19 protein-coding genes are annotated in these 20,424 nt (G+C 69.1%); 7 read left to right on the top strand and 12 right to left on the bottom strand.

The window, feature by feature from the left end:
• Positions 1 to 41 precede the first annotated feature (41 nt).
• On the bottom strand, positions 42 to 1,058 hold the full coding sequence (locus AC1DWC_RS20210; RefSeq protein WP_477910901.1) for an AurF N-oxygenase family protein: 1,017 nt from the start codon (positions 1,056 to 1,058) through the stop codon (positions 42 to 44).
• A gap of 289 nt (positions 1,059 to 1,347) precedes the next feature.
• Here AC1DWC_RS20210 and AC1DWC_RS20205 point away from each other — a divergent pair, with 289 nt between their 5' ends.
• Entirely contained in the window at positions 1,348 to 1,998 is a 651-nt protein-coding gene (locus AC1DWC_RS20205) for a DNA alkylation repair protein (protein ID WP_477910933.1), read from the top strand.
• Positions 1,999 to 2,059: 61 nt separating this feature from the next.
• On the opposite strand, the gene AC1DWC_RS20200 is transcribed toward AC1DWC_RS20205, so the two are convergent.
• Positions 2,060 to 2,401, bottom strand: a complete 342-nt coding sequence (locus AC1DWC_RS20200; protein ID WP_477910899.1) for a YciI family protein — start codon at positions 2,399 to 2,401, stop codon at positions 2,060 to 2,062.
• A gap of 126 nt (positions 2,402 to 2,527) precedes the next feature.
• The gene (locus AC1DWC_RS20195; protein WP_477910897.1) at positions 2,528 to 4,852 is read right to left on the bottom strand and encodes an ATP-binding protein; all 2,325 of its coding nucleotides are present in this window, start codon (positions 4,850 to 4,852) and stop codon (positions 2,528 to 2,530) included.
• 657 nt (positions 4,853 to 5,509) lie between these two features.
• Here AC1DWC_RS20195 and AC1DWC_RS20190 point away from each other — a divergent pair.
• Positions 5,510 to 5,848 carry a hypothetical protein gene (locus AC1DWC_RS20190; protein WP_477910895.1) on the top strand — a complete coding sequence of 113 codons (339 nt, stop codon included), beginning with the start codon at positions 5,510 to 5,512 and terminating at the stop codon, positions 5,846 to 5,848.
• A gap of 89 nt (positions 5,849 to 5,937) precedes the next feature.
• Here the strand turns inward: AC1DWC_RS20190 and AC1DWC_RS20185 are convergent, their stop codons facing one another.
• A complete protein-coding gene (locus AC1DWC_RS20185) occupies positions 5,938 to 6,723 on the bottom strand; it encodes an alpha/beta fold hydrolase (RefSeq protein WP_477910931.1) in 786 nt (261 codons plus the stop codon).
• A 185-nt stretch (positions 6,724 to 6,908) separates the two neighbouring features.
• Positions 6,909 to 7,436, bottom strand: coding sequence for an ester cyclase (locus AC1DWC_RS20180; protein ID WP_477910893.1), 528 nt, complete (start codon positions 7,434 to 7,436; stop codon positions 6,909 to 6,911).
• A 330-nt stretch (positions 7,437 to 7,766) separates the two neighbouring features.
• On the opposite strand from AC1DWC_RS20180, the gene AC1DWC_RS20175 reads away from it, so the two are divergent.
• Positions 7,767 to 8,282 carry an SRPBCC domain-containing protein gene (locus tag AC1DWC_RS20175; protein WP_477910891.1) on the top strand — a complete coding sequence of 172 codons (516 nt, stop codon included), beginning with the start codon at positions 7,767 to 7,769 and terminating at the stop codon, positions 8,280 to 8,282.
• Positions 8,283 to 8,343: 61 nt separating this feature from the next.
• On the opposite strand, the gene AC1DWC_RS20170 is transcribed toward AC1DWC_RS20175, so the two are convergent.
• Positions 8,344 to 9,180, bottom strand: a complete 837-nt coding sequence (locus AC1DWC_RS20170; RefSeq protein ID WP_477910889.1) for a Rossmann-fold NAD(P)-binding domain-containing protein — start codon at positions 9,178 to 9,180, stop codon at positions 8,344 to 8,346.
• A gap of 128 nt (positions 9,181 to 9,308) precedes the next feature.
• Between AC1DWC_RS20170 and AC1DWC_RS20165 the strand changes: the two genes are divergently transcribed.
• Positions 9,309 to 10,376 carry a tyrosine-type recombinase/integrase gene (locus AC1DWC_RS20165; RefSeq protein WP_477910887.1) on the top strand — a complete coding sequence of 356 codons (1,068 nt, stop codon included), beginning with the start codon at positions 9,309 to 9,311 and terminating at the stop codon, positions 10,374 to 10,376.
• Between the two features lie 8 nt (positions 10,377 to 10,384).
• Here AC1DWC_RS20165 and AC1DWC_RS20160 read toward each other — a convergent pair whose 3' ends face one another.
• Complete coding sequence (locus tag AC1DWC_RS20160) at positions 10,385 to 10,792, bottom strand: hypothetical protein (protein ID WP_477843116.1); 408 nt, start codon at positions 10,790 to 10,792, stop codon at positions 10,385 to 10,387.
• 184 nt (positions 10,793 to 10,976) lie between these two features.
• Here AC1DWC_RS20160 and AC1DWC_RS20155 point away from each other — a divergent pair, with 184 nt between their 5' ends.
• Entirely contained in the window at positions 10,977 to 12,728 is a 1,752-nt protein-coding gene (locus tag AC1DWC_RS20155) for a DEAD/DEAH box helicase (RefSeq protein ID WP_477910885.1), read from the top strand.
• Between the two features lie 285 nt (positions 12,729 to 13,013).
• On the opposite strand, the gene gdhA is transcribed toward AC1DWC_RS20155, so the two are convergent.
• Positions 13,014 to 14,363: an NADP-specific glutamate dehydrogenase gene (gdhA, locus tag AC1DWC_RS20150; RefSeq protein WP_477910883.1), complete on the bottom strand. Its 1,350-nt coding sequence runs from the start codon at positions 14,361 to 14,363 to the stop codon at positions 13,014 to 13,016.
• Positions 14,364 to 14,620: 257 nt separating this feature from the next.
• Between gdhA and AC1DWC_RS20145 the strand changes: the two genes are divergently transcribed.
• The gene (locus tag AC1DWC_RS20145) at positions 14,621 to 16,024 is read left to right on the top strand and encodes an NAD(P)/FAD-dependent oxidoreductase (protein WP_477910881.1); all 1,404 of its coding nucleotides are present in this window, start codon (positions 14,621 to 14,623) and stop codon (positions 16,022 to 16,024) included.
• On the opposite strand, the gene AC1DWC_RS20140 is transcribed toward AC1DWC_RS20145, so the two are convergent.
• The 4 genes from AC1DWC_RS20140 to AC1DWC_RS20125 form a co-directional block, all read right to left on the bottom strand.
• Positions 15,949 to 16,455: an oligopeptide/dipeptide ABC transporter ATP-binding protein gene (locus AC1DWC_RS20140; protein WP_477910879.1), complete on the bottom strand. Its 507-nt coding sequence runs from the start codon at positions 16,453 to 16,455 to the stop codon at positions 15,949 to 15,951. The genes AC1DWC_RS20145 and AC1DWC_RS20140 overlap by 76 nt on opposite strands.
• A gap of 320 nt (positions 16,456 to 16,775) precedes the next feature.
• Positions 16,776 to 17,000 carry a hypothetical protein gene (locus tag AC1DWC_RS20135; protein WP_477910877.1) on the bottom strand — a complete coding sequence of 75 codons (225 nt, stop codon included), beginning with the start codon at positions 16,998 to 17,000 and terminating at the stop codon, positions 16,776 to 16,778.
• Between the two features lie 46 nt (positions 17,001 to 17,046).
• Complete coding sequence (locus AC1DWC_RS20130; RefSeq protein WP_477910876.1) at positions 17,047 to 17,835, bottom strand: hypothetical protein; 789 nt, start codon at positions 17,833 to 17,835, stop codon at positions 17,047 to 17,049.
• Positions 17,832 to 18,998 (bottom strand): hypothetical protein, encoded by a 1,167-nt coding sequence (locus AC1DWC_RS20125; RefSeq protein WP_477910875.1) that lies wholly within the window; start codon positions 18,996 to 18,998, stop codon positions 17,832 to 17,834. Before AC1DWC_RS20125 ends, AC1DWC_RS20130 begins: the two co-directional genes overlap by 4 nt.
• Positions 18,999 to 19,376: 378 nt before the next feature.
• On the opposite strand from AC1DWC_RS20125, the gene AC1DWC_RS20120 reads away from it, so the two are divergent.
• Positions 19,377 to 20,279: a pentapeptide repeat-containing protein gene (locus AC1DWC_RS20120; RefSeq protein WP_477910873.1), complete on the top strand. Its 903-nt coding sequence runs from the start codon at positions 19,377 to 19,379 to the stop codon at positions 20,277 to 20,279.
• Positions 20,280 to 20,424 lie beyond the last annotated feature (145 nt).

Genomic DNA, 20,424 nt, shown 5'->3' with positions numbered 1-20,424 from the left:
GGATTCCGATCTGGGGAGCTGGGTGGCGGGTTCCGGACGCGTCAGGCGGCGACGCGGTCCGTGCCGCGGGACGGCTCGCTGCGGTAGCGCGAGGCCTTGCCGTCGATCTTCAGCGCCTTCCACACCAGCCTCGACGCGGGGTTCATCAGTCCGCTGTCGTGGGCCAGCATCCGCACGTCGGCGAAGTAGTTGCGCAGGGCCTGACGCGACTCGGGCCTGCGCCAGAACAGGTCCCGCTTGACCTGCGCGGGGATGTCGAACTCCGACCAGAACTGCTTCGGCGGGACGACGATGGCGTCGCACAGGATCCGCATGATCAGCGGCATGGCGAGCGAGGCGACGAAGCGGCCGGGCCGCGACATCATGGGGACGCGGCGACGCAGGAACTCGTGCGCGAACGAGATGTGCCGGGCCTCCTCGGCGACGTGGATCGCCATGACGCCCTTCATGATCGGGTGGATCACGCCGTCCTCGCGGAGCACGGACTTCTGCAGGTGGTCGATCGGCTCCTCGCCGGCGAGCACGCCCATGAAGAAGATCACCGGGAGGGTGTTGCCGGCCAGCGGCAGGAACTGGGCGACGAACCGCAGCGGTCGGCTCATCCCCGGGGTGTCCATGCCGATCCGGTTGACCATCTCCTGGAACATCATCGTGTGGTTGCACTCTTCGATGACCTCGTGCGTGCAGTACCGGGCCTCGGGAGAGCCGTTGGGGGTGGAGAAGACGTACTGCATCATGCCGCGGATCAGGATGTTCTCGAACTGCAGGCCGACCTTGGCGACGTTGGCCTGACGCCACATCCCGATCTCGATCTGCTTGTCCAGCGGCTGCGCCTGGTACCAGGGGTGGCCGCCGAGCGGGTCGGTCTCCTTCTGGAGCACCCAGCGCGGGTCGTTCGGCACGACGGCGAAGTCCGGCGCGTCCCAGTCGATGTCCTCGAAGGGGTCGAAGTGCTTGTGCACCGAGCCCTCCGACAGCCGCACGAGCATCTCGTTGTAGGCCGCGTCCGAGTCCACCAGCGGCCGGGCCGAACCGGTGCGCTCCGCCGAGATTGTCATCCGAGTCTCCTCCGTCGTTCCGGTCGCCCCGACCGTCGGCCCAGGCATCGAGTCAGTTCAGAGGACATCGCTCCGGGGGAACTCGACCTCACGGCAGTTACTGTAACCGCAAGTATCAGAGAACTCTAGTACCAGTTTCCGCGCACGGCGGCCGGGCTCGGACGACGCCCACGACCGGGGCCGATCGCCCGATCGGCCGCGGTTTCCACCTACGCTGACTCCCACAGGTGACGGACAGGAGGCCGAGGTGGCGGACGAGACGGTGGCCGTTCCGACGGTGGGCGAGGTGATGGCCGAGCTGGCCGCGCTCGAGGACCCGAAGGCGCGCGCGGTGAACGAGAAGCACGGCGACGATCACGGCGTGAACCTCGGCAAGCTGCGCGCGATCGCGAAGCGGCTGAAGACGCAGCCGGACCTCGCGCGCGAGCTCTGGGCGACGGGCGACACCGCGGCGAGGCTGCTGGCGATCCTGATCTGCCGCCCGAAGGCGTTCGAGCGCGACGAGTTGGACGTCATGCTGCGCGAGGCCCGCACCCCCAAGGTGCACGACTGGCTCGTGAACTACGTGGTGAAGAAGAACCCGCACTCCGAGGAGCTGCGCGTGGCCTGGTCCGCCGACCCGGATCCCGTGGTCGCGAGCGCCGGCTGGGCGCTGACCACCGAACGCGTGGCGAAGAAGCCCGAGGGCCTCGACCTCGCGGGACTGCTCGACGTCATCGAGGCGCAGATGAGTGACGCCCCGGATCGCCTCCAGTGGGCGATGAACCACTGCCTGGCCCAGATCGGGATCGAGCACGCCGAGCACCGCGCCCGCGCACTCGACATCGGCGAGCGCCTGGGGGTGCTGAAGGACTACCCGACTCCCCCGAACTGCACGTCTCCGTTCGCGCCCGGCTGGATCACCGAGATGGTGCGCCGTCAGGAGGAAGCGAGTCCATGACCCGCGCGCGGTGCTCGCCGCGCCAAAGCCAGGATGCGATTCCCCGGGAGGTCGAACCCCGTCAGCTGGCGGGATCGTACCCGAACGCGCGCACCTCCTGCGCGCACCGACAGGCAACCGCGAACTTCGCGGCCCATTTCAGTGCCGCCTCGCGGGAGGGCAACTCCAGTACCGTGTAGCCGCCTTCGAGCTGCTTCGTCTGCGGGTAGGTGCCCTCGGTCACCGTGCCATCCCCATCGACCAGGACAGGCGGGACGCTCTCGTCGATTCCACCGCCGAACACCCAGACGCCGGCCTCCTTCGCCTCCTCCACCATCGCGTGCGACGAATCCGAAACTGCCTGCAGACCCTCGTCGGGAATGTCCATGGCGCCACTCGGGAACGAGATCAGGTACTTCGTCATCGCGTCGACTCCTTCTCCTCGATTCAGTGATCGGACCCATCCTCGCCGACGCGGACGCGCTGCGCACAAGACTCGCTCCACCCCCAGCTGTTCCGGCGACGAGACGGCACTCGGACCCGACTTCACCTACCGATCCCGGGTGCGCTCGGCGGACCACGCCGCGATCTGGGTCCGGGAGGTGAAGCCGAGCTTGGTCAGCACGTTCTCGACGTGCCCCTGAGCGGTGCGCGGAGAGATGACCAACTGTTCGGCGATCGCCTTGTTTGTCAGTCCCTGCGCCACCAGATCGACAACCTGTCGCTCGCGTCGGGTCAGGTTCGGCGCGACCTCAGCCGGCTCGGGTTCAACCGCTACGTCCTCCTCTCGGAGTGCGAACGCGACTGCTCCCTCGAATGTCATTTCCCGGCCGTGGCGAAGTGCCGCCTCGTACCCCCGTTTGCCGATCGCACCGACGATCTGGCGCCGGCACTCGTCGCGGTGAACGAGCAGGCTGGGAAATCGGACCGTCGGTCCGTCCACGATCTGCCACATCGCCATGGCCGAACCCCTCAAGGTCGCCGCTCGTCCGAACTCCTGCGCCGCGGCCGCAATCCATGCCAGCACGTCCAGGAACCAGGCAGCGCTCAGCGGGTCGTCCACCGACCGCGTCAACCGCAGTCCTTCCTCGAACAACGAGACCGCTCGCGCGGGGTCGCCCCGCTGCAACTCCGCCATACCCGTGGCCCATAACGAGTAGGTCCGGAAGACGGCTTCGCCGCAGGGTTCGGTGATCGCGAGCACCTGCGTGTGCCACGCGGCAGCCCGTTCCGCGTCGCCGAGCAAAACCGTCGCCAACCCGAGACCGACCAGGTCCTCGACGATCTGCAGTCGCATGCCCTTCGAGCGGAATACCCGGAGACTCGCCTCCAGGCATTCGACCCCTCGACCGAAGTCACCGGCTGCGACTGACAGAAGGCCCTCGACGTGAGTGATCAGGGCGTCCGACACCGCATCGTGGCCCTCCCGGTTCAGTTCACGCCCCTCCTTCACGCGGGCCATCCCGGCCCGGACATCGCCCTGCATCGAGGCGAGGGCGCTGCAGGCATACAGTGCCTCGGCGCGTTCCGCCGTCGTGGCCGCGCTCGGGCAGGCCAGTGCACGTTCCAGCCAGCGGCGTCCTTCACTCAGCCGGCCACGGGAGAGCCAGAAGGGATACAACGCGGTGGCCATCCGCAGCCCGACCGCGGCGTCCTCCTCGTCCCCGGTGAGGCTGATGGTCAGCGCGTCGCGCAGATTTGCCTGTTCACGTTCGAGGCGGGCGATCCACGCCCCCTGATGAGCGCTGATCCACTCGTCCGCGGCCTGCAGTGCAAGCCGTTCGTACCAGTCGCGGTATCGCCGCAGGAAAGCCGTGTGCTCGCCGGTCTCACGGAGTTTCTCCTCGCCGTAGTCGCGGATCGTCTCCAACATCCGGTACCTCACGGCACGGCCCGGCTCCTCACGGATCAGTATCGACTTGTCGATCAAGGAGGCCACGCCATCCAACAGCTCGCCGTCGACGAAGCCCTCGGAGCAGACGCCCTCGGCCGCGTCCAGTTTGAAGCTGCCCGCAAAGACCGCCAGCCGGTGCCACAGCTTCTGTTCCTGCTCCGAGCACAGATCGTGACTCCAGTCGACGCACGCACGCAGCGACTGCTGCCGCGTCGGAGCCGAACGACTTCCCCTGTTCAGCAACCGGTAGCGGTCGGTCAGTCGTTCCTGGATCTGCTCCGCCGACATCGCCCGCAACCGTGCCGCCGCCAGTTCGATCGGCAACGGCAGACCGTCCAGCTGGCGACAGATCCCGACGACGGCGCCCTGGTTTTCTTCGGTGAGCCGGAACTCGGGAACGGCGGTCGCGGCACGCTCGACGAACAACGTGACCGCCTCGTACTGCGGAAGTCCCTCCAACTGTGGTGCATGCCCCGGATCCGGGACCGACAACGGCGGAACCCGCAGGACCGCCTCCCCGTCGATACCCAGCGGCTCGCGGCTCGATGCCAGAATTCGAACCTCAGGGCACCTGCGCAACAGCACCTCGCACAGTGGCGAGACCGCTTCGACCAGGTGCTCGCAGTTGTCCATGATCAGCAGCAGCCGCAGCGGCGCGAGGTACTCCACCAACATGTCCAGGGGAGGGCGGGCGGCGCGGACGCGCAATCCGACGGCGATCGCGACCGCGTCTTTCAGAGACTCCGGGTCGTGGACCTCGGCGAGTTCGACCAGTCGTATGCCATCACCGAAGCCCCTTCGAGAATCTTCGGCGACCTTCAACGCAAGCCTGGTCTTGCCTACCCCGCCGATCCCGGTCAGCGTCACCAAGCGCGAGGTGGCCAGCAGCCGCCGCGCCTCGGTCAACTCACGACGGCGGCCGACGAAACTGGTCAACGCGATGGGCAGGTTACCGACCATGCCCGGTACGGCGAGCGTCATCCAACCGTCACTTCCGTCGACTGTCCCGATGCCTCCACGGTACGTGGGTACGCCGCCGACCGGCGGGCTGTCAACCACCGAAACGGGCGATCGGGCCCGGAGGCGAATCCGATCTCCACCAGAGGCCGGCACGGGCGTCCGGGCGACCCGTCCTGCATCTCGATCCTGGACACCTGACCTGCCCCGGACTCGAAGTCCACCTCGGTTCCGGAACATGCGGAACACGTTCATCCACCAACGGCACGACGGGATCGCTCCGGTCCGACACGCCAGTACGACGAACGCGCCAATGCTGCCCACCGGGACGGGCCACCAGTGCAGGTCGCAGTTGCAGACGACCGTTTCCGCTGCACTTGATACGGTGGCGATCGGCAGCAGACGAGGGGGCCATCAGATGCGTCAACCCAGTTGGCGGGGAATGACTTTCACTGAGATCGCCCGAACCTGGGTTCGCTACCAACGGGCACGCCTCGCCTGGGGCGTCCCCATCCTGACCTTCGCGGCGGTCATGTCCTACATCAGTCTGCGCATCAACTAGACAAACGACATCGCGCACCGAGACGCGCCATCCCTGCAGCCCAGAGCAATGAACGACCCGACGCCCACCAGCGGCGGCGAGCCGGGGCCGCGCCACAACGACCCGGGGGAAGCCGCCAGATGCGCAAAGCGCTCGCACTGCTCGGCATCGCCGCCGGCCTCGTCGTCTACACCGCTGCGTTCTTCGTCAACGCCCCGATCGAAGTTTGCATCTCGCAGCCGATCATCCCGCCATCCATGCTGGCCGGCGACGACAGCGTGGTGGCCTCCCCCGCTCTCTTCCACAAGGCCTGGGTTGTCATCGTCGCGTCGCGCTGTGAACTGACCTTCCCTGCTACGGGCACTCACGTCTCGACTCTCGTCGTCGAATGGGGCCCGTCAGCACTCGCCATCGCCGGCCTGACCGGCGCAGCATCGTCGCTGTGGATCTGGCTCGGAGCGACGGGGCGCCAGCGTTGACCGATCGCTGCACCCCGCCGGCAGGCCCGTCGGGAGCGATGCTGGTGGACGCATCGACGACCACGGAAAGGAGTCGGGCGACGGCCGCCCTACTCGAGCTGGTCCGCAGTGGCGGCATCGGCGAGAAAGGCCGATACGAGGGTCGCGAAGTCGTCGGGGCACTCGAGTTGCGGCATGTGGCCGACACCCGGAAACAGATGCGTCTCGGCATGCGGGTACATGCTCCGGGCAGCGTGGAGGTGACGTGCAGGCTGAACCCGGTCCCTCTCGCCCCACATGATCAGGGTCGGCCGAGGGTGTCGATTGGCCGCGGCGATGAGTTCGGTACGCCCGGCCGGCCGGATGCCGCGGATCCCGATCTCTGCGCGAACCAGCTCGTACAACACGTCAGCGGGGTCGGGTTGGCGAGCGATGTCCATCGCGAGGTCAATGCGTTTCTTCGTCACGAAGGTGGGATCGGCGAAGATCAGGCGTTCGACCAGGGCTGCGCCGGCCCGGGTGGTGTGGCGGGCAGCGAGCCGGCCAATGCCCGGCAGCGCCAGTATCCGCAGCAGAGCTGCCACCTCGGATCCGAAGCCCGCACTGTCGACCAGAACCAGGCTGGCCACCCGATCCGGCTCGACCGCGACGAGCTGCTGGGCGACCGCCCCGCCCAAGGAATTGCCGATGACATGCGCGGGCCGGTGTTCGTCGAGTGCGTCGAGGGTTTCACGGACGCCGCGGGCGAGCACCTCGACTGTGGCGGGCCCGGGCAGCCGTGCTGAATACCCGAAGCCGGGAAGGTCGAGACCGATCACCCGGTATGCGCCGGACAACCGCGAGTACTGCGGGTCCCAGTCCTCGAGGCTGCGTCCGATGCCGTGCAGCAAGAGCACCGGCGGGTTCTCAGGGATTCCCTCGGCTCGGACGCGGGTGGGGCGGCCGTTGACGGAGACGATCGTCGATGTGTTCATGCGATCACTTCCTCGGGGCGTCAGAGCCGGGTCGGCCGTTGCCGATGCGGCCAGACATGCGGTTGGTCGCTCACCAGGTCCGGACCTTCAAGCGTGAGTGCCACGGTTCAGCCGCGGCGAGCGATGCCCACTACCCGCGTCTTGGCGTTGAAAACGGCCTTCATCGCGCGATCGGCAATCGATCCGTCGAGGGGCAGCATCTTGATCTGGCGAGCGAACTCCATCTGGTCGTAGCGCACCGTGTTGGTGACGACCTTCCCGTCTGCGATGACGAAGTGTTCGATGCCCTCGAAGTCGATTCGCCGCCCGGTGCCGGCGATGCCGAGGAAGCGGCCTACGTGACGACCGGTCAGATGCCAGTGGACGAAGATGTCGCCGCCGGACTGGGCGATCGACTCGATCTCCAGGTCGAAGTCGGGCACGGCGGCGAAGACCTGCTCGAAGTAGGCGGCGATGTCGGCGGCTCCACGACACGTCCCGGTCGGGAAGTGCACGACGGAGTCGGCCGTCCAGAAACTGCGCAGGCTGTCGATGTCCTTGGCGTTGAGGCGGCCCAAGGCCCACCGGACGAGTTCCGCGTCGGAGACGTCCCTTGGCGGGGCTGTGGCGGTCGAGGTGTGGCGGGGATCGGGCATCTCTACTCCATACGCCTGTGTGCGCGGCAAGTTCGCCGGTGCCGCTCGGCAGCTTCCTTCTCAAGGCTGACGTCGCAGGCCTCCGAGCGCGCGAGTAGTCGACTACTCGATTGTTGACAACCGATGTCGGACAACCCCGCTGGGATACTGTCGACGCGTGCCTGTCGGCTACGCCCGTGCCTCGCGCCGGGCACCAGAACGCGAGCCGAACCTGGCCAACACCCACGACGGATTGGCCGCGGCCCGGGACCACCGCAGCAGGGGTGGGCGCCCATCGAAACCAGCCACCGAACAGGTCGAGCACGCCCAACGCCGCTAGGAGGAGAACCCGTGATCCACGGAACCCTGGAAACGATCGACGGCCACCCGACACTGCGCTTCGAGCTCGGCCTCGCCCACCCGGTCGAGCGCGTGTGGCGGGCGGTCAGCGTGCCGGCGGAACTCGAGCGCTGGTTCCCTGCCGCCGTCGACTGGACACCGGCGGTGGGCGAGACCTTCGAGGCCGGCGGCGCGACCCTCGAGGTGACGGAGGTCGATCCGCCCCATCGCCTGGCCTGGACCTACGCCGGGCTGCCGCAGAGCTTCGAGGTCGCCGCCGAGGGCGACGGCTGCCGGCTGGCCTTCACCTGCGCGATCGACGACGACCTCACCCTCGTGGCGCAGACCGCGACCGGCTGGGAGGCCTACCTGTTGCGGCTCGATCCACACCTGCGCGGCGAGCACGTCACCGAAGAGATGGCTCACGAGAAGTGGGCGGAGACTCACGAACGGTATGCCGCACTCTTCGGGGTCGACCCGGAGCCGGGACGGAAGCTCGCGGCCGCCCTCCGGGCCCGACAGGGATGACCGGGTAGACCCGACCGGTGGCCGGCGTCGTCACTTCCCGCCGACCGGGCCGCCTCTGACGTCAGGCGGCCGAGACCGGATCCGGCGACCAGACGCCGGTGGCCGCGGCGGCGCGTGCGTAGTCGACGAAGTCGCGGGGGCGCCGGCCCAGGACACGCTCGACGTCGTCGGTCAGGTACGCGTTGTGTCCGTCGAGCACGCGGGCGAACAGCTCGGACAGTGGCTCGATCTCCTCGGCCGGGACGCCCGCCCGCCCGGCCGCGTCGGCATACTGCTCGGCGGTGATCGGCAGGTATCGAATGTCGCGGCCGGTCGCCCGGGTCAGCTCGCCGGCGACGTCGGCAAAGGTGACCAGCCGCGGCCCGGTGAGCTCGTAGGTCCGCCCGGCGTGGCCGTCTCGCGTGAGCGCCGCGACGGCCACGTCGGCGACGTCCAAGGTGTCGACGAACGGCTCGGCGACATCCCCCGCGGGCAGCGCGATCACGCCGTCGAGCACCGGCTGGACCAGGAAGTGCTCGCTGAAGTTCTGCGCGAACCAGGCGCAGCGCAACACCGTCCACTCGGCGCCGGAGCCACGCACCGCGTCCTCGGCCGGCACGGCGTCGGGCTCGCCGCGCCCGGACAGCAGCACCAGCCGGCGTGCGCCGCCGGCCACGGCCGCCCGGGCGAACGCGCCGACCCGCTCGGCCGCACCGGGGAACGAGACGTCGGGGTAGTAGCAGATGTACACCGCGTCGGCGCCGCGCAGTGCCGGCTCCCAGCTGGTGTCGTCGTCCCAGTCGAATGGCACCGCGCCGGCACGCGAGCCGATGCGCACGTCCGTGCCGAGGTCGCGCAGCCGCGCCGCGACCCTGCTGCCGGTCTTGCCTGTCCCGCCAAGTACGAGTGTCGTTGTCATGCAAACGAGTCAACCGGCCCGCGGCGAGACTATCCATGGCCTGGACGCTCGATTGCATTCGTCATCGTCTACTCGGATCCGGTTGGTGCCGTTGGCTTCCGCCGTGCCCGATCGGGCAAGATCGACGCATGGCAGGACAGCAACGGCTCGCATCGTGGTTCGAGGACTTCCTCGTGCACCGCAGCACCGCCAAACCCTCCCCGAACACCCTCAAGGCGTATCGGCAGGACTACCAGGTGATTTCGGAGGCGTTGGCCGCGGTGACCGGCACCGGCGCCGCCGAGCTGACCCTCGACGCCATCGACAAGGCCACGGTCCGCGCGGCGTTCGCCCGCTACGCGCGCACCCACCAGCCCGCGTCCATCCGGCGGTGCTGGTCCACCTGGAACATGCTCTGCGACTTCCTGTTCTCGCTCGACGCCATCGTCGCCAACCCGATGTCCGCCGTGCTCCGGCCGAAGGCCCCCAAGACGCTGCCCAAGGCGTTCCAGGCGGACTCCGTCGAACGACTGGTCGCGACGCTGCAGTCCGCCGACGACACCGGCGCGCGGGCCTGGCCGGAACGGGACCTGGCGGTGATCCTGACCGGGCTGCTGACCGGCATGCGGATGGCCGAGCTGATCGCCGTCGACCTCGGCGACCTGCGCGACACCGGCGACGACGGGCCGGGCGCCGCGAAGGTGATCCACGTCCACGGCAAGGGCAACAAGGAGCGGGTGGTGACCGTCGAACCCGCCGTGGTCGACGTGCTGGGTCACTACCTGGCGAGCCGGTCGGAGCGTTTCCCGGACACGGCGAAGGGCCGGCTCGCACCGAACGCCGATCCGTGGGAGCGGTTCCGGCCCGGGGATCCGATGTTCGTGGGCGGCGACGGCACGCGCATCACCCGCGGCACGCTCCAGTACCGCGTCGAACGCGCCTACCGGCGCGCGGGAATCAACGGGGACCGCGCGAAAGGTGCCCTGGTGCACCAGCTCCGGCACACCTTCGCCACCGCGATGGCGGACCAGAACGTGAGCATCTACACGCTGATGCGGATGCTGGGCCACGAGTCGATGAACACCACGCAGCGGTACACCGTCGGCGCGGGCACGGCCGTGCGGGACGCCGCCGCGCTGAACCCCGCCTACGACCTCGTCGGCAGGGCACGCGGCGCCACGGTCGACGCCGTCGCCGCTACCGACGAGATCTGCTGACAGCCTTCCTACGGGAGGGTCTTGATGAAGTCGAACACCGCCGGCTGGACCGCCGGGTTCGCGTTCGTGATGCCGTTGACGGCACCGATGGTCGCGCCGATCGCGGCGCCGGGGATGCAGCCGACGAACAGGAACAGCACACAGCCGACCACCGCGCCGACGCCCGCACCGATGCCCGCAACCTGCGAGCCACCGTTGAGCCAGCCGTACTCGATCTGGGTGATCATGTTCTCGTAGGCCGGCTGGCTGTAGACATCGTGAGGTGCGAGCGCACCGCTCGTGGGCAACTGCGTGGCCGGCTGTTCGACTGCTGGGTTCGCCGGTGTCGGCGGAGAACTCGCATAGGAAGTACCGGCGCCGATCCCCGTCATCGCAACTACTGCCACGGACAGCGCCGCGGCTTTGTGGAGTTTCATCTTGGGGGGCTCCTCCGTGTGTAGGAAGACGGCCCCGAGCAGGTCGTAGACCGTCAGGAACATCCCTTAGACTAGTGATTGGACGGCATAAAATCTGCCCCCATTCGAGGTCTCGACGACTACGGCCGCCGACGCCCAGACACGCTCTGACCGGCACCGATCCCAGGACACTAGGCTCTGCGGAGTGCCCCCGCGACCCCGAACCCCACGCCCCCGCACCTCAGCCGCACGGACCCGCCGCGCGACCACCCGAAGCCAGACCTCCCGCGGCGCGGCCGCGTCCACCCCGTCGTCGGCGGACCTGCCCGTCGCCGGTCCCGGCGAGCGGATCTGGGTACTCGACGTTCCGTTCCGCACCTCCGCCCCCGGCGCCCGTTGGTACCCGAAGATGCGCGCCCACGCCTACGTCGGCGAGGCGCTGCCCGCCGAACTGGGCCCGTTCGCCACCAAGCCGTACACCTACCAGCGCTGGCTCGAGGACGACCTCAACGGCACCCGCGGTCCGGCGCCGACCGCGGCACCGAAGACTCCCCGCCCCGAACAGTTGGAGGCGGCCGCCGCGATCGAGGCCGCCGCCCACCGGCAGGCCCGGGGGTTCGCCCTGTTCGACGACCCCGGCATGGGCAAGACGCTCTCCGCGGTGCTCGGCGCGAAGGCGGTGGCCTCGCTGCGCGGCGGGTCCACGATCCTCGTCACCGTCGACCGTCCCGCCTCGATCACCGTCCCGCACTGGCGGGCCACCATCGCCGCCGTCGGCGACGGCGGCTACCGCTGGCTGATCATCTCCCCGGACCAGCTCAAGAAGCTGATCGCCCGCAACGGCCGGCCGCAACGGTTCGACGTCGTGGTCAACGACGAGGCGCACAACTTCCGGCACCGGTCCCAGCGCACCGGCTACCAGCGTCGGGTGAACCGGCTGCTGGACCTGCCCGAGAAGGCGCCGTTCGTCATCTCGATGACCGCGACGCCCGGCCACCATCCCGGCGAGTGGCTGTACCTGTCCTCGCTGCTGGCCCAGGTGCACGGCGAGGCGCCGGAGCAGTGGGACGACCTCGGCGCCCGGCTCACCGACGCGGGCATCCCCCTGGAGAAGTACATGGGCCGCTGGCAGTGGTCGCCGGAGGCGAAGGCGTCCACCGCGGTCCAGGCGCGGGCCGTCGACACCGTCCGCACCTGGCTGACCGAGGCCGAGCCGCCGCTGATGCTGCACCGCGACGCGCCCTGGGGTCCGGCCCCGCTCGACGGCCTCGGGGTGGACCTCTCCCCCGACGAGGTGCTCCAGTACGAGATGGAGTGGGGCGCGTACCGGCGGGAGATGCGGATCGCGCGCACCGGGTCGGACACCGCCCGCGGCCGCGCCGCCCTGGTCCGGTTCCGCCAGAAGGCCGGGATGATCCGGGTCCCGCACACCGTCGACCTCGTCGCCGCGCACGTCGAACGCGGGTACCAGGTGCTGGTCGCGACGGAGATGGTCTCGACCGCGGCGCAGCCGATCGCGGACCGGCTTGAGGAGCGCGGCATCGCGGTGTCACGGATCTTCGGCAGCCGTCCCGACGCCGAGGAGCAGCGGCTGCGGTTCCAGCGGGGGCAGAGTCAGGTGTGCGTCTTCAACACCACCAGTTCGATCAGCCTGCACGCGAACGAGCGGCTCGCCGACGGGACCACCGCGACGGCCACCCCGCGGATCGGGTTCTTCCACCAGCCGCGGTACTCGGGTATCGCCGCCCGGCAGACCATCGGCCGCGCGCACCGCGACTACCAGGTGTGCCCGTGGTGGCTGCTGTACAGCACCGACACCGTCGAGGAGTCCGCCGGGCAGGTCATGGTGCAGCGGCTGCTGGTGACGTCGGCGTCCGTCGACGGCGACCTGAGCACGTTCCGGACCGTCGCCGCGCTGTTCGACGCGGACTGGCTGCCCGAGGAGTCGTTCGACTGACCCCGAAATGCAGGAAACGCCCCGGCCGCCGGCTGGCGATCGAGACGTTGCGAGAGGTGTGGTCGGTCCGCCGCGCCGTCGGGGCGGACCGGGAAAGGTACAGCGAGCGCACGACGCCGTTGTCGGCACTCTACTGCGGGGTGAAGCCACGAACGGTGGAGCTGCGAACGGTAAAGCCACGAGCGGTGGAACCCGTCGTTCGGTGACGCTGATCTCGGCACGTCATTGGGCCGAGACCAACTTCCACGGGTTCCCGTCAGGCGCAGGGCGCCACGGTGACGTGGATCAGATGACGCCCAGTGCGAACATGGCGTCGGCGACCTTGACGAAGCCGGCGATGTTGGCGCCGTGCACGTAGTCGCCCGGCTTGCCGTACTCGGCGGCCGTCTCGATGGTGCGGGCGTGGATGCCGCGCATGATGCCGGCGAGACGCTCGTCGGTGTACTCGAAGCTCCAGGAGTCGCGCGAGGCGTTCTGCTGCATCTCGAGTGCGGAGGTGGCCACACCACCGGCGTTGGCTGCCTTGCCGGGGGCGAAGGCGACACCGGCGTCGCGGAAGGCCTGGATGCCGCCGGGGGTCGTGGGCATGTTCGCGCCCTCGGCCACTGCCTGCACACCGTTGGCGATCAGCGTCTTGGCCGCGTTGTCGTCGAGCTCGTTCTGCGTGGCACACGGGAGCGCGACGTCACACGGCACGTCCCAGATGCAACCGCCCGCGACGAACTCGGCGTGCGGGACCGCGTCGGCGTACTCGCTGATCCGGCCGCGACGAACTTCCTTGATCTCCTTGAGGAGGTCGAGGTCGATGCCCTTCTTGTCCACGATGTAGCCCGAGGAGTCCGAGCACGCGATCGCGAGACCGCCGAGCTGGTGGATCTTCTGGATGGCGTAGATCGCGACATTGCCGGACCCGGAGATGACGGCGGTCTTGCCCTCGACGCTCTCACCCTTGGCCTTGAGCATCTCGGCGACGAAGTACGCGACGCCGTAGCCGGTGGCCTCGGTGCGGACCTGCGAGCCGCCCCAGTTGATGCCCTTGCCGGTGAGCACGCCCGACTCGTAGGTGTTGGTGAGCCGCTTGTACTGGCCGAACAGGTAGCCGATCTCGCGGCCGCCGACGCCGATGTCACCCGCGGGCACGTCGGTGTACTCGCCGATGTGGCGGTTCAGCTCGGTCATGAACGACTGGCAGAAGCGCATGATCTCGCCCTCGGACTTGCCCTTGGGGTCGAAGTCGGAGCCGCCCTTGCCGCCGCCGATGGGCAGGCCGGTGAGCGAGTTCTTGAAGATCTGCTCGAAGCCGAGGAACTTCACGATGCCGAGGTTGACGCTCGGGTGGAAGCGCAGGCCGCCCTTGTACGGGCCGAGCGCGCTGTTGTACTGCACGCGGAAGCCCCGGTTGACGTGGACGCAGCCCTGGTCGTCGACCCACGGCACACGGAAGATGATCTGGCGCTCGGGCTCGCAGAGCCGCTCGATCAAACCGAAGTCTGCGTACTTCGAGTTGCGCTCGAGCACGACGGTGAGCGACTCGAACACCTCGGCAACGGCCTGGTGGAACTCGGGCTCTCCGGCGTTGCGATGCGCAACGACCTCGAAGTACTTGTCAACCTGCGCACGGACCTGCCCACTCACAGCAGCTCCCTCCTTCTCATATTTACATGGAACCTGCAAAGTACAGGCAATCACATAGTTGTCTCACAACACCATGTGCGCGAACGTGAGAATTATTTCACCTGAGACGGGTGTCACCTCACCCCGACCGGTCCGGGGCGGTGAGGTCGGGCGCCCCGGCGCGACGACACGCCCCGCCGCGGCGTCTCGTCGCGACGCCCGCGCGGGGCTGCGACTACCGTGTGGGGCGTCGCCTACACCCTGCGGAGGAACGCCTCATGAGCATCCAATCGGTGGACTCGCACCGCCATCGCGTCGTGATCATCGGGTCCGGGTTCGGCGGGCTGTTCGGCGCCCAGGCACTCAAACGAGCCGACGTCGACGTCACCGTCGTCGCGCGCACCACCCACCACCTCTTCCAGCCGCTGCTCTACCAGGTGGCGACCGGCATCCTCTCGGTCGGCGACATCGCCCCGGCCACCCGCCTGGTGTTGCGCAAGCAGCGCAACGCGCAGGTCCTGCTCGGCGACGTCGAGTCGATCGACCTCGACTCCAAGAAGGTCACCTCGCGGCTGCTCGACCGCACCACCGTCACCGAGTACGACAGCCTGATCGTCGCGGCGGGCGCCGGGCAGTCCTACTTCGGCAACGACCACTTCGCGAAGTTCGCGCCCGGCATGAAGACCATCGACGACGCCCTCGAGCTGCGCGGCCGCATCCTCGGCGCGTTCGAGCAGGCCGAGCTGTCCAATGATCCGGAGGAACGGGCCCGGCTGCTCACCTTCGTCGTCGTGGGCGCGGGCCCCACCGGGGTGGAGCTCGCCGGCCAGATCGCCGAGCTCGCACACCGCACCCTCAAGGGCGCCTTCCGCAGCATCGACCCCGGCAGCGCCCGGGTGATCCTGCTCGACGGCGCACCGGTGGTGCTGCCTGTCTACGGCGGCAAGCTCAGCGCGAACGCCGCCGCACGGCTCGAGAAGATGGGCGTCGAGATCCAGCCGAACGCCATGGTGACCGGCGTCGACGCGGACGGCCTGGTGGTCAAGGACAAGGACGGCTCGGAGCGGCGCATCGAGTCGCAGTGCAAGGTGTGGTCGGCCGGCGTGCAGGCCAGCCCGCTGGGCAAGCAGCTGGGCGAGCAGTCCGGCGCCGAGGTGGACCGGGCCGGACGGGTGCACGTGCTGCCGGACCTGACCCTGCCGGGCCACCCCGAGGTGTTCGTCATCGGCGACATGATGGCCCTGGACAACCTGCCCGGTCTCGCGCAGGTCGCCATGCAGGGCGGCAAGTACGCGGCCAAGCAGATCAAGGCGAACCTCGCCGGCGACGACCGGTCGGCCCGGCAGCCGTTCAAGTACTTCGACAAGGGCTCGATGGCGACGATCTCGCGGTTCAGCGCGGTCGCCAAGGTCGGGAAGCTCGAGATCACCGGCTTCATCGGCTGGGTCGCCTGGCTCGCCATCCACCTGATGTACCTCGTCGGGTTCCGCAGCAAGTTCTCCACCATGCTGTCGTGGACGGTGACCTTCCTCGGCCGCGGGCGCGCGCAGATGGCCTCGACCGAGCAGCAGGTCTTCGCCCGCGTCGCGATCGAGGACCTGCAGGACTACGAGCGGGCGCGGCACGCGGGGCTGATCGGGGACCCGGCCGTGGTGTTCACCGGGGAGGAACGCGCGGGATAGTCGGCCCCCGGAACGGGCGCTGCTCGCGAACTCGATCGGCGGCAGGTCCCTCCGATCAGGCGCCGGACGGTGCGGTCACCGTGGTGCGCGAGGTGGGTGGGTCCGCCGGAGAATCCTGGGGCGGGTCGGCGCTGGTGGTAGACGCAGTCGCCGGGCAGATCGGTCAGCGTGGGAGGGGTTCCGGGGATCGGGTGCAGGCCGCCGGCGGGCAACGCGGCGAGCAGATCGCGGGTGTACGGATGCCACGGGTCGGTGAACACCGCTGCGGTGGGCCCGGTTTCGACGATACTGGAGGCGTACTTGACCGCGACCTGGTCGGTGTGGGCTGGCAGTGTGTCGAGAGGTCGTGAACGCCGCCACGACCGCGACGACGACAGTGAAGGGGAACCCGGCGTCGGTGAACGCCAGCCCCAACACCGGGTTGCCGGCACCGTCGTTGGCGGCGAACCGGTCGAGGCGGTAGGCGATTCGCATGAAGGTCCAGCCGATCAGTGCCCAGTCAGGGCCGCGCCACCGACGACGGCAGCGGCAACGGTGTGGGGCCGGGGCGAGGCGGGTGGCGTTGTCTTGGTGGCGGCCAAGGTAACCGCACCCTGTTCGCCACCCGCCAGCCCCCCGACCTGTCACCGGCGCGGGCTGGTTCCGGCGTCCCATAGGAACGGGTGCTGCTCGGCGGCGACGGCCGCACCTCTCGCTGCCGCGGTCGCAGGCCGGCGAGAACCGCGCGGCCGGTAGCGCTTCCGTGCATGAGCTACGACATCGTCGCCTTCGACCCTGCCGCCACGACGGACAGCGACTTCCTCAACTGGGCGTCGTAGTTCGATCCCGTGTGCCGCAGCCAGTTCACGCACAGCCGCTTGAGGAACGCCTCGTTGGAGGTGATCTCGGCGGGCCGCTTCCCCGGCGCCAGACGCCCGTTGTAGTGGGCGATCGCCCGGCGGATCAGCACCGGCGGCGCGAGCTGGACGACCTGCACGTCGACCTGGTGGCCGCGGTCATCGCCCTGGAGTGGTCGGGCCGCGTCATCGTGCGCTCTCCGGCCCCGGGATGAACGCGGCCGCGGCCTGCTGCGCGAGCGCGTCCGCGGTTCCGGAATCCGGTGCGGTCGCGCACGATCGCTTCAACACCACGCCGTCGATGTCGAGCACGCAGGTGACGTGCATGTCCTGGCCGGAGCCGGCGATGCTCGCGGGGGTGAGTCCGCGCCATGCCTGCCTCTGGGTACCCATGGTGATCCCTCCCTGCGGCGCCCGGCTCGTCCTCGGTGCCGCGCTCGACGTCGCCGCGGTCGGCGGACGGGTGGTGGTGGTCAGATCCTGCGCGTAGTTCGGTGGGCCCGGGTCGGGCCCGGTCGGCGGGACGGCAACGATGGTCCGCACCAGGTCGTCCTTGGTCGACGGGCAGCGCTGGTTGCTGGCGTTGATGTCCTGCCACACCTGGTCGCGCTGGTCGCGCTGGTCACGGCCGGTGATCGCCGCGGTGACCACCACGTTCGTCGTCGCGGACGAGTCGAATGCCTCCCACGACGTCGACCGCGCACTGCCGGCGCCGGTCGCGGTGTCGTCGGAGACGAACACGCGGGAGGACTCCCAGCGCAGTCCCCCGGCTTCGGCGCCGGCGGCCGGCTTGGCACCTCCGCACGCCAACGTCCGAATGTCGTTGCCGGACAGGCTGCGGACCGTCGCGTCGGCCGTGTCCGCTCCGTCGGTCCACGACCGCAGGGTCACACCGGTGATCGACTGGTCGGCCGGCAGCACCGACAACGCGACTTGCAGGAGCTCGCCGTCGCGCAGGTCGGGGGCCCCGGTCATCGCCGACGACAACGCGAGCCCTCCCCCGACGGTGACTGCGACGACGACGGCGCCGAGCCCCCCCCGAACACGGCCCAGGTGCGCGGGGAGATCCCTCCGGGTGGCTCCGGGTCGTCGATGTCGTCGCCCAGCTCGGTGACCGGCCGCGGTCCGGGATCGTCGGTGCTGTCGACGGCGGCCGCGTCGAAGGCCAGCGCGCCCCGGCACAGCACGTGCTGGGGATGGGGCATGACCTGGACCGCGCCATGGCGGCGCGCGGCCTCCGAGACGGCCGGGTCGTAGACCAAACCGCCGCACAGCAGCATTCGGCGGCCGACCTGCTCGCCGGCGGCGCCGAGGTGCGCGAACAGTTCCGAGAACTGGTGGGTGAAGAACACCTCGCCGGTCTCGTCGACCTTGGTGTCGGACAGCGTGATGCGACCGACGGGGTGGGGCAGCTCGACGTCGGCGGTGGCGAGGTCTGCGAGCGATTCGCGTGCGGCGCGGACCCGGGGGCCGCCGGTGAATCCCCAGCGGGCGTCGGTCGCGACTTCGGCATGGCCGGCCGCGGTCAGTGCGTCGGCCAGCAGGAACCTGTCGAACATGTCTCCGCCGCCGCCGGAGTGGCTGCTCCCGACGATGCGGGGGCCGCGCTCGCCGCCCACCACCGCGACGGCGGTCAGGTCCGTGGCCCCGCAGTCGATGGTGACGACGCTGGCACCGACCGGCAGCTTCGGCAGCGCGTACGCGAGGGCCTTGTCGGACGGCACGAGGGTGACGGTGCGAGCCAGCGCGGCGTGCACCAGCACCTGGAAGCGCCTCCGGGCCGGGAGGTCCCACGAGAACGGGACCACCATCACGATCTCCGGGGTGACGCCGAGCTGGCTGGTCGCCGCCTCGACGACCGGCTCGAGCAGTAGCGCGGTCAGCGATTCAATCGACCAGGACACGCCGTCGATGACCAACGACGGGACATCGAGGCGCTCGAGCAGCGGCCCGAGCTGGGCGAGCGTGACAGGGTCGCTGTCCCGGGCCGGCCGGGGTTGCCCCGACTCGACGACCAGCCGCGCCGGCGGGGTGATGGTGCCGCCGACCACGACCGGGGTGATGCGGCCGCTGACGTCGCGGACGGCCGCGGTCAGGGTGCATGCGCCGACGTCGATGACCAGGACAGGGTTGGACATGGCCCCGATGATCGCGGGCGGCTTCTCCAGGCGCAGGTCTCTCCGTCTGCCCTCCTGGTGTGGCGGCTACGACGGCCGGCGCGATCGCGGTTCGCCCAGTGGATGTGGCGTCAGTCGTTTGAATGACGTTTGCGGGGCTGTCGCTGGTGCCCAATACAGTGATCGTTCGGATCCGGACACACCGGACGAATCTGCTTATGACTTGAGGATGCTTTGATGAGAGTTTCGATGCCCGCGCCGCGTGCGGCCGCCCACCAGCATCACGGTTCGCGCCGGTGGGGTCGAGCCGCTGCGATCGCGGTGGGATTGATCGCCACCCCGCTGGTGGTGGGTGCACCCGCCGCGAACGCGGACACGGTCATCGGTGGCTGCACGATCGTGGACAACCCCACGCCCGCGAACTTCACGAACTGCCCCGGGGTGAACCTGGAGAAGTCCAATCTGGATCGCATCAACCTCGCCTACGCCAAGCTGCCGGGCGCACGCCTCTACTTCACGAAGCTCCAAGATGCGAACCTGACTGGCGCGGACCTCACCGGCGCCGAACTGGGCAGCGCGGACCTGTCGTCGGCCAACCTCACCGACGCCGATCTCACGGGATCGAGGATGAACGCGGCCAACGCACTCGCCGCCAACCTCACCAACGCGAACCTGACAGATACGAGCCTGCGATACGCACGACTAGGCAACACCACGCTCACCGGCGCTGACTTCACGCGCGCCGATATCCAGGGCGCGTTGCTCGACGACACCGTGCTCATCCCCTCCTACCAGCGCGCGATCGCTGACGCCGCCACCGGCAAGGCAGTCGTCACCTGGCCGACACCGCCCGACATGACGGGGACGACATTCGAGACGTGCGACCGCCCTTCCGGGAGCAGCTTTCCGGTCGGGAACACCGTCGTGCGCTGCACCGTTCGGACGTCGAATGGCAGCTCGGCGTCCGGCACATTCATCGTGCAGGTCGACCCACACAACCTTCCCCGCGTCTCGGGAAACCCAGGGGAAGCCACGGTCGGCAAGTTCTACACGTACCAATTCGATGTCGTGGGCGATCCTCGACCCGACATCACAACGACCAGTACACCGCCCGGCCTGACGCTCTCCAAGTCGGGAGTCCTGTCCGGGACTCCAACCGCGGCGGGAACGTACTCGCCTGTACTGATCGCGATCAGTGCGGTGGGGGAAACGTACTTCGAGGCCCGGATCGTCGTTAGGGACAACGACTCTGCCGGCAACGGCGCATCGGGTTCCCTGGGCAACCTGTTCGGCAGCAGCTAGCTGTACCCGGCCAGGACGTTGGTAACAGGCGTGTCGGCTTGATGTGAAGAGAACCTCCGGTTGAGGTGTGGCTTGTCGAAGGCCCACTTCCCACCGGAGGTTCTCGTGTCTCACCGTAATGCCCGCACCACGTATCTCGGGAGAA

It is taken from the genome of Rhodococcus sp. P4_C10 (assembly GCF_056402135.1).
Note: the sequence above shows the minus strand (reverse complement) of the source record. Positions and strands in the feature narration are given on the sequence as shown.